Consider the following 13,137-nt stretch of genomic DNA (forward strand, 5'->3'; position numbering starts at 1 on the left):
GTCGGGACCGGTCAGAACTTCAGGGTCCAGTGGTCGAGCGTCCCGGCGGAGCCGGCCGAGATGTCCTCGACCCGGAGCTTCCAGACCCCGCTCGCCGGGGAAGCGGAGGCGTCCACCGTGTAGATCTGCTGGATCACGCCCTCGCCCTCGTCCTCCACGGAATCCTTGACCACGTACACCTTGCCGTCCGGGGCGACCAGGTTGACGTCCAGGTCACCGCGCCAGCTGTGGGTGGCGTGCACGTACACCTGGAGGTTCTTCGGCGCGTTGCCCGCGATGCCGGTGACGGTGACCGGGACCTCGACGGTGCCCGGGTCGGGGACCGAGTGCGGGGTCTGCACCTCGTACGCGGGGAACGTCATCGACCAGGCGTTGAGGGTGCCGACGGCGCCGGTGGACGGGTCGGAGACCTTCAGCGTCCACGCGCCGTCCGCGGGCGAGGCGGAGGCGTCCACCCGGTAGGTTTCGCGGAGCACCCCGCCGTTCTCGGTGGCGGCGGTGGAGGCCGAACGCAGCGGGTAGGTCCGGCCGTCCGGGGAGAGCAGGTCGATCCGGACGTCGCCGCGCCACTCGTGGGTGATGTCCACGGCGACCTGGAGGGCGGCCGGGGCCTGCCCGCCGATGCCGGCCACCGTGAGGCCGGAGGTGACCGAACCGCCGTCCGGGACGCTGAGGTTGCCGGTCATGGCGAAGGGCGTGGGGAAGTTCAGCGACCAGCCGAGGAGGGTGCCCGTGGAGCCGGCCGAGGTGTCCTGCACCTGCAGCTTCCACGTGCCGGAGGCGGGGGAGGCGGAGGCGTCGACGGTGAAGCCGCCGAGCGCGCCGGCCCCCTCGGTGCCGGAGGCGGACTTCAGGCGGTACAGCTTCCCGTCGGGGGCCACCAGGTCGATCTTGAGGTCACCGCGCCAGGAGTGGGTGCCCTCCAGCTCGACCCGGAGCGCCTTGGGCGCGTTGCCGGGCACTCCGGTGACGGTCAGCGGGGCCTCCACGGTGCCCGGGTCCGGGATCGGCCGGTCGGTGTCGTCGAAGACCTGGGAGGGACGCGGCCGGGCGGCCGGCGCCGGCTCCGGGGCGGGCGTGCCGCCGATGGCCTTGCCGAGGTCGGTCCGGGGGGTGACGGCCCCGGTGTACGTGATCGGCGTACCGGTGGTGCCCAGCATCGCCACCAGGTCCCCGATGCTCTTGGCCGGGTACTTCTGGCGCAGCACCGCCAGGGAACCCGCCACGTGCGGGGCCGCCATCGAGGTGCCGCTCTTCGCCGCGTAGCCGCCGCCCGGGACCGAGGACACCACGGCCGCGCCGGGCGCCATCACGTCCAGCAGCGGGCCGCGGTTGCTGAACGTGGCCACCTGGTCGTCGTTGGTCGTCGCGCCGACCGTCACCGCCGACGGGACGCAGCCGGGGGCGTTGACCGCGTCGCCGTACCCGTTGTTGCCGGCCGCGACCACCGTCGCCACGCCCACCGCGTACAGGCTGTCGATCGCGGACTTGCGGGGGTCGGTGTTGCAGGCCGCGGTCCAACGTCCGGCGCCCAGCGACATGTTGGCCGCCACGATGTCCATGCCGGACTGCTTCAGCGCGTACACCTTCTCCAGCGCCTTGATCTGAGAGCTGGTGAAGCTCAGTACGCAGGGGCTCTTGCCGGCGCCGCAGTAGGCGTCGGAGTTGACGCGGGAGAACACCTGCATCGCCACGATGTTCGCGCCCGGGGCCACCCCGCGCTTCGGGGCGCCGCTCAGGCCCGTCCCGTTGCCGGCGGCTATGCCCGCCACGTGGGTGCCGTGTGAGCAGCCCGCGCCCAGTTCCGCGCAGCTGCCGGCATCGGCGTCGGCGCTGCCGGTGCCCTCCTGGGCGGTCCCGCCGTTCGGGCAGAGGCTGGTCGCGCCGTAGCTCTCGTCGTTCACCGAGAAGCAGGCCTCGGCCGTCACCCGGCCGCTCAGGAAGGGGTGGCCCTTCGCGACACCGGTGTCGATCACCGCGACCGCGGTGCCCGCCCCGGTGGCACCGCCGGCGAACGCCTTGTCCGCGCCGATCCGGATCGTCGAGTTGTCGAGCATCGGGGGAACCGGGACGTCCTCCGTCACGCTCACCACGTCCGGGTTGGAGCGGAGTGCGGTGAGCCCCGCCCGGTCCACCGTGAGGGTGACCATCGGCAGCCGGTCGTACGCCACCTCCGTCTCGCCCGCCGCGGCGGCCGCGGCCACATCGGAGCGGGTCTGGGTCACCACGTTCACCCGGACCGTGCCGGTGCCGTCGGTCCCGGTCTCCAAAGCCGGGTCCACCGGGACCTCTTCGGCCGCCGCCGGGGCCGCCCCGACCAGGGGCACCAGGCCCACCGGCAGGGCGCCGAGCAGGAGGCCCGCGGCCATCGCGACGGCCACAGCAGATCTCTTCAAGACAGGCTCCAGGAAGTAGGCACCGAGCGGGCGGTGCCGCGGCGGCAAGGGGAGGCAGAACGAGCAACTCGACCGTGTGGCTCGGGCCCCGGGGCGGGGACGGGGCCGGGGCGCCGGTTGCTCGATCAGATTGCCGCAGGTGAAAGGGGTGTTCCAGGGTTCCTGGGTGTCCTGGAATCGACATGTCCTACACAGGACAGAGCGTGCTCGGGCGCGTCCGCCGAGGTCCGCCCCGCCCCTTGCCCGCCCCTCGCCCGTCCCTTGCCTGTCCCGTGGCCGTTCCTACCGTACGGACCTCAGCAGGCCGGCGATCTGCGTGAATCCGCGGCGTTCCGCGTGTTCGAGCGCGGTCACGCCGTCGCCGTCCGGGAGGTGCGCCGTGGCGCCGGCGGTGATGAGCAGTTCCACGATCTCCTGATGCGCGCGGCCGCCGTCGCCGAGGATGACGGCTTCGAGCAGTGCGGTCCACCCGAGCCGGTTGACGTGGTCGACGTCGATGTCGGTTTCCCGGAGCAGGGCCCGCACGTAGTCGACGTGGCCGCGTTCGGCGGCGGGGATCAGGGAGATGCCGCCGAAACGGTTGCGCCGGGTGAGGTCGGGGCGGGCCGGGAGCAGGGTGCGCATCATGCGGACGCTGCCGGTGACACCGGTGACCAGCCAGGCACTGTCGTCGCGGTCGTCCTGGGCGTTCGGGTCGGCCCCGGCGGCGACGAGGACCTCGGCCGCCTCCACGCGGTCGCCGAGGGCTGCGAGCAGGAGCGGGGTGCGGCGGTGTTCGTCGCGGGCCTCGATGTCGGCGCCGGCGGCGAGTGCCGCGCGCACGGCGTCGGCGTCGCCCTCGTCGGCGGCGGCCAGCAGGCCTCGGTCGGCAGCGGGCATGGGGGTCCTCCTCGGGTGGGTCGGGGTGAGTCGCGCCGTCAGGCTCGCACGACTACTCGTCCCGCAGGGTTACTTGTTCAGCGCTGCGACACCGGCCTGGGCGAACTTCTCGTCCAGGTCGCCGGAGGGTGCGCCCGCGACACCGATGCCCGCGATGGGGGCGTTCTTCGCGGTGACCGGGGCGCCGCCGCCGAGGAAGAGGGTGCCGGGGATGTCCTTCAGGGTCGGCGTCTGGGCGAGGCGGCCGGCCAGTACGGAGGTCGGGGCGTTCCAGGACACGGCGGTGTAGGCCTTGCGCTGGGCTGCATCGTAGGACTGCGGGCCGGCTCCGTCGCCGCGGAGCGTGACGATGGTGTTGCCGTTGCGGTCCACCACCGCGACGGTGACGCGCTGGTTCTCCTTCTTCGCGGCGTCGAGCGCCGTCTGGGCGGCCTTCGTGGCGGCGTCGATGGTCAGGTGGGTCGACTCGGTCAGGTTCTTGTTCTTGGCGTCCGTCTTCGCATCGGCCTGGGCGGCCGGGGCCGGGGCCGGGGCCTGGGCCGGAGCGGCGCTGGCGGCGTAGGCGCCGAAGCCGCCGAGGGCGAGGGCCGCGACCAGAGCGCCGCCGGTGATCGCACGGGTGCGCTGGGAGACCTTGACCTGCTTCATGTGTACCGACTCCTTGATGAGGGGTGTGGGGGACGTCCGTTCCGGCTGCCCCGCTCTGATATCCATCCTGGGCCCGGCGGCGGCCCCGACCCGTCGACTGGGCGGCTGCGTACGGCGGGCAGGAGGGGGACACGCGGGTCATCCGATCGGTCGACCCCGGCACGGTTCCACTCGGCGACAATGTGACTGTTTGTCCAGTTCAGGGACCCAATGTCAAGAGGTGCACGTGCGGCCCGACCCCAGCGACCCCGCCGGCTCCGGCAGCGATCCTGACGACCGGTGGCTGGCGCTGGTCATGCGCGTCACCTTCTTCGTGCTGATCGGCACCTCGATGGCCCGCTTCGTCCAGCGGCACACCCAGGAAGCCCGCGCGCCCTGGGTCATCGCCCTCGCCGTGGTGCTCGCCGTCCTCTACCTGCTGGGCCCCGCCACCGAGGTCAAGGCGCACCAGGCCCGCGGCCGCGCGCCGTGGCCTCCGGCCCCGCGGCTGGCCTGGCTGGGCATGGTCGTCACCGCGTGGGCCGTCCTCGTCCTCCTCGCGCCCAGCTTCGCGTGGGTCGCGGTCCCCCTCTTCTACTCCGTGCTGCGCACCCTGCCGCCCGTCGCCGCGTACGTCCTCGTGGCGTTCCTGACCCTCCTCGTGATCTTCGCGCAGCTGACGCTGGCCCCCCGCTTCAACCTCGACCTGGTGATCGGACCGGCGGCCGTCTCCGCGCTCACCACCGCCGTCTTCCTCCACATGCAGCGGCAAGCCGACCGCCAGCACGCCCTCATCGACGACCTCGTCCGCACCCGCCGCGAGCTCGCCGCCACCGAGCGCCGGGAAGGCACCCTCGCCGAACGCCAACGGCTGTCCATGGAGATCCACGACACGCTCGCCCAGGGCCTGTCCAGCCAGCAGATGCTGCTCCAGGCCGCCGACCGGACCTGGGACGCCGACCCGGCCAAGGCCCGTAGCCATGTCCGTTCTGCCACGTCCATCGCCGAGCTCAACCTCGCCGAAGCCCGCCGCTTCGTGCACGACCTCGCACCCGCCGACCTCGCCCACGGCGGCGGCCTCGACGCCGCGCTGCACGCCCTCGCGGAACGGGAATCCGGCGCCGGACTCACGGTGCGCGTCCACATCGACGCGGGCGGGCGGACCGCCCCGCTGCCCGAACGCGTGCAGTCCGCACTGCTCCGCATCGCCCAGGGCGCGCTGGCCAACGTACGGGAGCACTCCGGCGCCACCACCGCCGCGCTCACCCTCACCCGGCTCGACGACCAGGTCGTCCTCGACGTGGCCGACAATGGGCACGGGTTCGACCCCACCGCCCTCCCCGAGGCCCCGTCGGGCGTGCGCGGACACGGCGTTCCGGCGATGCGGGCCCGGATACGCCAGCTCGGCGGGACCCTGACCATCGAGTCGGCCCCCGGAGAGGGCGCCGTCCTGACCGCTGCCGTCCCGCTCGCCGATGGGGACGGCTTGGAGGGCCCGATCGATGTTCCATGACCATCAAGAACTCGACGTGACGGTGGTCGCGGTCGCTCCCGTGGGCGCGAAGGTGGAAGTGGACGGATCCGCCGGCCTCTTCGGGTTCGTCGACCAGGTGAAGCATCCGTCCTGGCGGGACGAGAACGTGGCGCCACCGCAAGCCGGCGACAAGCTCCACGTCTGCGTGCTGGACGCCGCCCGCGAGCCGTTTCCCCGTCTCAGCGCGCTCCGGAACGACATCGACATCGCCAGGCGGCTGAGAGGTGGAGGGCTCATGAGCACGGGGGCTGATGCCCACCGGCTCCTCATCGTCTCGGTCGAGAGCGCAGACGCCTCACGGGCCGTGTGCGTGGTGCGGAGCCTGTACGGCTCCGCACCCATCGGGACGCTCTACCGGCTGCCGTCGCCGGCGGACGGAACGGTGGAACTGACGGAGATCGAGTGGTACGGGCATCCCCGGGAGGTGCTCGACGCAATGCACCACGGGAAGGTCTGCCTAGTCGGGTCCGGTGTGGGTGCGCTGCGCGTCGGGGAAGCCCTGGCGGTGCAGGAACGGCCGTGAGCGGCTGTCCACGATGTGCCGGCGGAGCGAACCGACGGTTCGAGTCGGCTCTTTCAGTGGGCGAACACCGGCCCGGCCGAGGGGTCGGGCAGCCCCTTGGGGAGCAGCGTCAGGCCGGCCACGGCCGCCGCGGCGGCGATGACCGCGCAGGCGGTGAAGGCGCTGCCGAAACCGTCGACCGACGGGGTGGTGCCCTCGAGGCTCGCGCCGGCCACCGCCGCGATCACGGCGATGCCCAGGGACGCGCCCAGTTCGTGGCAGGTGTTGACCAGGCCGGAGCCCAGCCCCGCGTCCTCGTGCTCGACGCCGTGCATGGAGCTGGTGATGGCGCAGACGAAGCCGATGCCCAGCCCGAACGAGAGCAGGACGAAGCCCGGCATGACCTGGGTCCACGCGTTGCCGTCCCGCTCCAGGCCGGTCAGCAGGAGTGCCCCGGCCACGGCGACCGCCATGCCGCCGGCGGCGGTCGCCCGCCATCCCAGCCGCGCCACGGCCTGCGAGCCGAGGTGTGCGCCGACGAGGGTGGCCAGGGCGGCCGGCAGGAACGTCAGGCCGGTGCGCAGGGCGCTGAAGCCGAGGACGTGCTGGAGGTAGAGCGAGCAGAGGAAGAACGCCGAGATCAGGACCCCGGACGCGGCGAGCATCAGCAGGCAGCCGCCGATGAGCGAGCGCCGGGCCAGGAACGGAAGCCGTACCAGGGGTGCGGTGGCGGAGCGCTCCGCGACGACGAACAGCACGGCTCCGACGAGCGCGCCCAGGAGCGGGAGCCGCGCGCCGATGTCGCCGAATCCATTGTCCCGGGCCCGGGCGAGGCCGTAGATGAGCAGGGCGGGGGTGGCCGTCATCGTCAGCGCGCCCGGCAGGTCGAACCCGGTGGGGGCTGCGGCGTGGCCGTGGCCGTGGCCGGGTCCGTGTCCGGCGGTCGTCGTCTCCTTGACGAGGGCGGGAACCGCCACCAGGACGGCGAGGCCGATCGGCACGTTGACGAAGAAGATCGACTCCCAGCCCGGACCGGACACCAGCACCCCGCCCAGCAGGACGCCGAAGGCGGCGCCGGTGGCGCCGATCGCGGCCCAGACCCCGAGCGCCCGGTTGCGTTCGGGCCCTTGGAACACCGTCGTGATCAGCGCCATGGCCGCGGGCGACATCACGGCCGCGCCGATGCCCTGCACGGCCCTAGCGGTGATCAGTAAGCCGCCGCTCTCGGCCAGGCCGGAGGCCAGTGAGGCCGCGGTGAAGAGCGTGAGCCCCACCAGGAACATCCGGCGCCGGCCGAGCAGGTCGCCGAGTCGGCCGCCGAGCAGCAGCAGGCTGCCGAAGAACAGCGTGTAAGCGGTGACGACCCAGGTCAGCGCACCCGCGTTCAGCCCCAGTTCGGCGCCGATGGTGGGCAGTGCGACGTTCACCACGGTGACGTCGACGATGAGCATGAACTGTGCCGTGCACAGCAGCGCGAGGATCAGCCACCGGCGCGGGTCCGGCGGTACTCGGGTATGACTCTCCAGGTTCACCGCACACTCCCTTAAGTTGAACAGTGCTGTCAGGTTTACTGTAGGCACGCCGCCCGTATTCTGTACAGTGCTGTTCAAGTTGATGGGCAATCAGGCGCGCGGGGGAGGCAGTGACCTGGCGTGCCGCGAAGGAGGTGGCATACGCTCCCACCCATGTCCACGCCGTCTCAGAAAGCCCGCCGCACCCCTGCAGCAGGCCGGGAGGAACCCCGCCGCCGGGCGGATGCGGAGCGGAGCATCGCGGCCATCGTCGCCGCCGCGATCGACTGCTTCCGACAGGACCCCAACGTGAGCCTGACCGCCGTCGCCAGTGCGGCCGGGGTCAGCCGGGTCACGCTGTACGCGCACTTCCCGTCCCGCGAGGCCCTGGTCGACGCGGTACTGGACCACTCCGTCGGACAGGCGGACGCCGCCCTCCAGGCCCAGGGGCTCGACGAGGGCCCGGCGGACGAGGCGTTCTCCCGCCTCGTCCGGTCCGGCTGGCGGATCCTGGAGCGCCACGCGTTCCTGCTCGCCGCCTCCGAAGGGGTCATCACGCCGGCCCGCCGTCGTGCGCACCACGAGAGGGTCCTCGCGCGGGTGGAACGGGTCCTGGTCCGCGGCCAGGCGGAGGGCGTGTTCCGCACCGACCTGCCGCTCTCCTGGCTGGTCACCACCTTCTACAGCCTGCTGCACGCGGCGGGCGCCGAGGCCGACGCACGGCACCTCAAGGTCAAGGACGTCCCCGACATCCTGGACCGCACCCTCTCGTCCATCCTGCGGGCGGCCCCGACCTCCTGACGCTCCGTACGGGGGCGTCGCCCGTGGCAAGAGTGGTCGTACGAAACCCAGTTCGTCAGCACGGGACGGCGCCCGACGCACGTCCGGGTGGTCCTTGCCCGTGCGGGCGCGATCCGGCCGATCGGGACCGCGCGGACGGCGAAGGTGGGTTCATGATCATGGATCCCGATGCCCACTCCGAAACCCCCGAACCGTCCGGAACCCCGGACGGCGGCGCACCGGCACCCTCCCGCCGGCCTTCCCGCGGACCCGCCCGCAGGCCCTCCCGCCGGACCGTCATCGCCGGCGCGGCCGCCGTCGCCGCGACCGGCGGCCTGACGGTCGCCGTCACCTCCGCCGAGACCTCGCAGGCCGTCCCCGGCGCCGCCGTCGCCGACTGGGGCACCTGCCTGACGATCGCGCGGGCCATCCTCGTCCGGGACGAGGAGGACCAGCCGCTCGTACCGCGGTACGCCGACATCCTGCTGAAGAACGGCCTGCCCCGCTCGGGCCGGCCCGGGAAGAAGGTGCTGATCGTCGGCGCCGGGCCGGCCGGCCTCACCGCCGCACACCTCCTGCGCGAAGCAGGCCACCAGGTCACCGTCATCGAGGCGAACGGCAACCGGGTGGGCGGCCGCATCAAGACCTTCCGCACCGGCGGCCACGAGAAGGCCGCCCAGCCCTTCGCCGACCCGAAGCAGTACGCCGAGGCCGGCGCGATGCGCATCCCCGACAGCCACCCGCTGGTCACCGGCCTGATGGACGGCCTCGGCCTCAAGCGTCGGCGCTTCCACCTGGTCGACGTGGACGCCACCGGCCGTCCCGCGTACCGGACGTGGATCTACGTCAACGGCATCCGCGTCCGCCGCGCCGACTACGCGCGCGCCCCGCAGACGCTCAATCGTTCCTTCGGAGTGCCGCAGGCCTACGAGTCCGTGCCCGCCTCGCAGATCGTCCGCGAGGCCTTCGCCCCCGTGCGCAAGGAGATCGAGGGCAAGAAGGACAAGGAACTCGTCGAGGGCTGGGCGCGCGTCATCCAGCGCTACGGTCACATGTCGATGTACCGCTTCCTCACGGAGGAGGCCGAGCTCGACGAGCGGACCATCGACCTGATCGGAACCGTCGAGAACCTCACCTCCCGCCTGCACCTCGCCTTCGTGCACAGCTTCATCGGCGCCTCGCTGATCAGCCCCGACACCGCCTTCTACGAACTGCCCGACGGCACCGCCACCTTGGCCGATGCCATGTACGCCCGCGTCAAGGACCTCGTACGGCTCGACCGCCGCGCCACCCGCATCACCCACGGCGAGGGCAAGGTCACCGTCGAGACCGTCTCCGAGGGCCGCGGCGGCAGCCCCGTACGCCGCGAGACCTTCACCGGGGACACCGCCATCATCACGGTCCCCTTCTCCGGGCTCCGCCACATCCCCATCACCCCGGCGCTCTCGTACGGCAAGCGGCGGGCGGTCACCGAGCTGCACTACGACGCCGCAACCAAGGTGCTGCTCGAATTCAGCCGCCGCTGGTGGGAGTTCGACGAGGCCGACTGGAAGCGCGAACTGGAGGCCGTGAAGACCGGCCTCTACCGGAGCTACCAGGTCGCGAAGACCCCGGCGGACGGGGCCCTGCTGGGCGCCCACCCCTCCGTACCCGACGGCCACATCTCCGAGGCCCAGCGCGCCCATTACGCCGCCAGCCGCGCCGTCACCCGCGACCAGCCCGAGGCTGCCGGCGTCATCGGCGGCGGCTCGGCCACCGACAACCCCAACCGCTTCATGTTCCAGCCCTCCTACCCCGTCGAAGGCAGCGCCGGCGGAGTCGTCCTCGCCTCCTACAGTTGGTCGGACGACGCCCTGAAGTGGGACTCCCTGGACGACGAGGAGCGCTACCCGCGCGCCCTCGCGGGCGTCCAGGAGGTGTTCGGCCAGCGCATCGAGGTGTTCTACACCGGCGTCGGCCGCACCCAGTCCTGGATGCGCGACCCGTACGCCTACGGAGAGGCCTCCGTCCTCCTGCCCGGCCAGCACACCGAGCTCTTCCCCCACGTCCGAAAGGCCGAGGGCAACCTCCACTTCGCCGGCTGCCACACGTCCATCAAGCCCGCATGGATCGAGGGCGCCCTCGAATCGGCGATCCGCACCGCCCTGGAGGTCCACACCGCATAGCGGCGGACCCCGGCTGCACCGGTGACTCCGGTGCAGCCCTCAGCTTTCGGCGAGCACGATCACCCAGTCCTCCTCGGAGAACCGGATGAGGTGCCGCTTGTCGGGGTTGATCCGGACGCCGTGGTCGGGGGCCGTGGCGCTCCGTGCGCGCAGTCGGTAGCCGACCGCGCAGGCGCGGCGCCTTCGCGCCGACTCGACGACCGTGGCGAACGAGACCTCGGAGCCGGTCCGGACGTAGTCCGCGGCCGGTTTGAGGTGGAACTCGTGCCCCTCCGCCTTGAACAGCTCCTCGAAGACCTCGGCCAGATAGGGGCTTTCCGAGATCTGGGTCATCAGCAGGCTGATCAGCCGGCCGCTCACGATGAAGTCCGCGCCGCCCCGGGCGGGTGCCAGGAGCCGGTTGCCGTCGTCGGACATCTCCGTGGTGAGCGCGAGTTCCCGCTGCGCGGCGTCCCCGATGGCCCGCAGGTGCAGCAGGGCCACCAGCGTCCTGTCGTCCGCCCGCCCCTCCGGATCCGGATCCGGGTCCGGAGGGAGCAGGGTGCCGGGCGCGTCCGGGGCGGCGTGCTCCGTCTCGCCGATCACGATCACGCCGTCGTACGAGGGCACGTCCAGCTTGGCCAGGGTCAGCGGGTCGGTGATGTCGCCGGTGTGGAGGGAGACGTCGAGGCGGGACCGCGCGGCGGTGACGGCGCGGGCGGCGTGCGTGGCCGCGTACTCGCCGAGCGCCACGACGTCCAGGGTCGTCCCCGGGCTCACGTACTGGTCGAGCTGCTCGATGACGAGCGGGGCGCGGCGGTTCCAGCCGAGCAGGAGGAGTCGTTCGGCCGGGGCGGGCCCGGGCACGGCCGACACGATCGCCTCCTCGTCGACCAGGGAGGCCAGGGAGGCCGCGTCCGTCCGTACGGCCGTGTCGTCGTCCCGGGAGATGACGATGATCCGGTCCGCCGGGCCGATCACCATCTCCTGGCCGGGGTTGAGGCTGACGTTCCCGTCGGCGTGCAGCAGGCCGACCGCGCAGGACGTGGCGAACGACAGCAGCGCCTCGCCGAAGGGCAGTCCCACGAGGTCCCCGGCGTCGACCGGGTAGAACTCGTCTCCCGCGAAGTCCAGCAACTCCGAGTAGACGAGGGAAAGTCCGGGCTGCCGGGCCGTCTGGACGAGCAGCCGCGCGACGATGTCGTCGACGCACAGGACGTGCCCCGAGGGCCCGGCGGCCAGCCTGGCGGTGACGTGGTTGCGGGAGTCACGGACGGCGGCGACCACCACCGCTCGCCCCTCGCCCGCCACCGCGTCCCCCTCGCCGGAACCGGGCACGGCCGCGTCGAGGGCGAGGAGCGTCTTCACCACGTGGGCGTCACCGCCGTCCCCGGTCGGAGGCAGCACCAGCACGGCCTTCGCGGTGTGCGGACTCACCCGGCACAGCTCGGTGGGGTCGGTGGTGCTCCCGTTGCGGCAGATGATCCGCGTCCGGCCGCTGTCGCCGACGCGGGTGGAGATCTCGGTCTCCATCCCCACCTTGTCCTGCGGGGCGAGCACCGCGATGGCGGACCTGCGCTGGTTCGCGTTCGCGGCCACCAGCTCCCCGATCACCGGAAAGACCTGGTCCGACCAGCCCAGTACGACGGTGTGCCGCGTCTCCAGCACGGTGGAGTGACCCAGGCGCAGCGACATGATGCGCCGGTTGATCCCCGTGGTGATCAGACTGACCAGCGTCGACACGAAGAGCAGCGCCACGAGCGCGAGGGACACGGAGGCCAGTACGTAGAGCGGGGAGCCGACGGCGCCCCCGATCTTCAGGGTCTGGCCGACGCTGACCCACACGGCGGTGAGCCGGCCGGAGAGCGTGGTCGGAGCGGACCGGTCGGACCAGACCAGGACCGTGCTCGCCGGAACGACGACGACCAGGCAGGCCAGGGCGAGCCAGCCGATGAGCGCGGTCGTTCCGCCCGAGACCAGATGGTCGAAGCGGTACCGGAGCCGGAGCCGCAGTGACGTCGTGTGCTGCTGCGCCACGCAAGCTCCCGTACATCCATGAGTCGACACGCCGGTCGGAGCGGCCGCCCGCCCACCGGGAGTCACCCTAGGCAGATGTCGGCTCCCTCTCCTCGCGAACCTCACCGACCTCACTCAGAGGTATGAACCTGCCGGTGAACGCACCGACGGGCGTCCTTCCCGTCCGCCGCCCCGGCCGTCGGCCGGTGCGCGGATCGGGAAGGACGCCCGGTGCCCCGTTCAGGAGACGAGGGAGCGGGAGCCCTTCTCCGTGCAGAGGGCCCAGATGATGAAGACGCCGATGGCGATCGAGATGAGGCCCCAGAGCGGCGTGTAGGGCAGCCACAGGAAGTTGAGGATGATGTCCAGCGCGACGATCACCACACCCGTGGCCCTGGCCCAGGACGCACCCTTGAGGATGCCGGCGCCGACGACCACGAGCACGATGCCCAGGAGGAGGTGGATCCAGCCCCAGGCGGTGACGTCGAACTTGAAGGTGTAGTCGCCCACCCTCGCGTAGACGTCGTCGTTCGCGATGCCGGTGATTCCCTTCAGGATGCCGATGACGCCTTCCACGAGCATCAGCACGGCGGCGAACACGGCGCCGCTCGCCGCCCACGGGTTCTCGTCGGTGTATCTGCTGCCGGGGGCCCTGCTGGGGGGCGTTGCCTGTGCCACGAGAGGCTCCTTCGTCGGGCGGGACGCCGAGGGTCCTGCGCTGCGCCCAGCGTCCGCGGCGGGCGAGCGA

At 72.2% G+C, this 13,137-nt stretch carries 10 protein-coding genes; 4 read left to right on the forward strand and 6 right to left on the reverse strand.

What is annotated here, in order from left to right:
* Positions 1 to 11: 11 nt before the first annotated feature.
* The 3 genes from ACFRU2_RS19515 to ACFRU2_RS19525 form a co-directional block, all read right to left on the reverse strand.
* A complete protein-coding gene (locus tag ACFRU2_RS19515) occupies positions 12 to 2,396 on the reverse strand; it encodes a proprotein convertase P-domain-containing protein (RefSeq protein WP_382973557.1) in 2,385 nt (794 codons plus the stop codon).
* Positions 2,397 to 2,678: 282 nt separating this feature from the next.
* Positions 2,679 to 3,275 (reverse strand): ankyrin repeat domain-containing protein, encoded by a 597-nt coding sequence (locus tag ACFRU2_RS19520; RefSeq protein ID WP_382973560.1) that lies wholly within the window; start codon positions 3,273 to 3,275, stop codon positions 2,679 to 2,681.
* Positions 3,276 to 3,344: 69 nt separating this feature from the next.
* Positions 3,345 to 3,923: a heme-binding protein gene (locus ACFRU2_RS19525; RefSeq protein WP_382973561.1), complete on the reverse strand. Its 579-nt coding sequence runs from the start codon at positions 3,921 to 3,923 to the stop codon at positions 3,345 to 3,347.
* Between the two features lie 295 nt (positions 3,924 to 4,218).
* On the opposite strand from ACFRU2_RS19525, the gene ACFRU2_RS19530 reads away from it, so the two are divergent.
* Positions 4,219 to 5,415 (forward strand): sensor histidine kinase, encoded by a 1,197-nt coding sequence (locus ACFRU2_RS19530; RefSeq protein ID WP_382974017.1) that lies wholly within the window; start codon positions 4,219 to 4,221, stop codon positions 5,413 to 5,415.
* On the forward strand, positions 5,405 to 5,959 hold the full coding sequence (locus ACFRU2_RS19535) for a hypothetical protein (protein ID WP_382973564.1): 555 nt from the start codon (positions 5,405 to 5,407) through the stop codon (positions 5,957 to 5,959). Before ACFRU2_RS19530 ends, ACFRU2_RS19535 begins: the two co-directional genes overlap by 11 nt.
* 53 nt (positions 5,960 to 6,012) lie before the next feature.
* Here the strand turns inward: ACFRU2_RS19535 and ACFRU2_RS19540 are convergent, their stop codons facing one another.
* On the reverse strand, positions 6,013 to 7,470 hold the full coding sequence (locus ACFRU2_RS19540; protein ID WP_382973566.1) for an MFS transporter: 1,458 nt from the start codon (positions 7,468 to 7,470) through the stop codon (positions 6,013 to 6,015).
* Positions 7,471 to 7,623: 153 nt separating this feature from the next.
* On the opposite strand from ACFRU2_RS19540, the gene ACFRU2_RS19545 reads away from it, so the two are divergent.
* Together ACFRU2_RS19545 and ACFRU2_RS19550 are read left to right on the forward strand one after the other, a co-directional pair.
* Complete coding sequence (locus ACFRU2_RS19545) at positions 7,624 to 8,250, forward strand: TetR/AcrR family transcriptional regulator (protein WP_382973568.1); 627 nt, start codon at positions 7,624 to 7,626, stop codon at positions 8,248 to 8,250.
* Between the two features lie 152 nt (positions 8,251 to 8,402).
* A complete protein-coding gene (locus ACFRU2_RS19550) occupies positions 8,403 to 10,394 on the forward strand; it encodes a flavin monoamine oxidase family protein (protein ID WP_382973571.1) in 1,992 nt (663 codons plus the stop codon).
* A gap of 39 nt (positions 10,395 to 10,433) precedes the next feature.
* Here the strand turns inward: ACFRU2_RS19550 and ACFRU2_RS19555 are convergent, their stop codons facing one another.
* Positions 10,434 to 12,410, reverse strand: a complete 1,977-nt coding sequence (locus ACFRU2_RS19555; protein WP_382973573.1) for an NAD-binding lipoprotein — start codon at positions 12,408 to 12,410, stop codon at positions 10,434 to 10,436.
* Between the two features lie 219 nt (positions 12,411 to 12,629).
* A complete protein-coding gene (locus ACFRU2_RS19560) occupies positions 12,630 to 13,067 on the reverse strand; it encodes a hypothetical protein (RefSeq protein WP_382973576.1) in 438 nt (145 codons plus the stop codon).
* Positions 13,068 to 13,137: the final 70 nt, after the last annotated feature.

This window comes from Streptomyces sp. NPDC056883, assembly GCF_042788835.1.
Classification (GTDB): domain Bacteria; phylum Actinomycetota; class Actinomycetes; order Streptomycetales; family Streptomycetaceae; genus Streptomyces; species Streptomyces stoeckheimensis.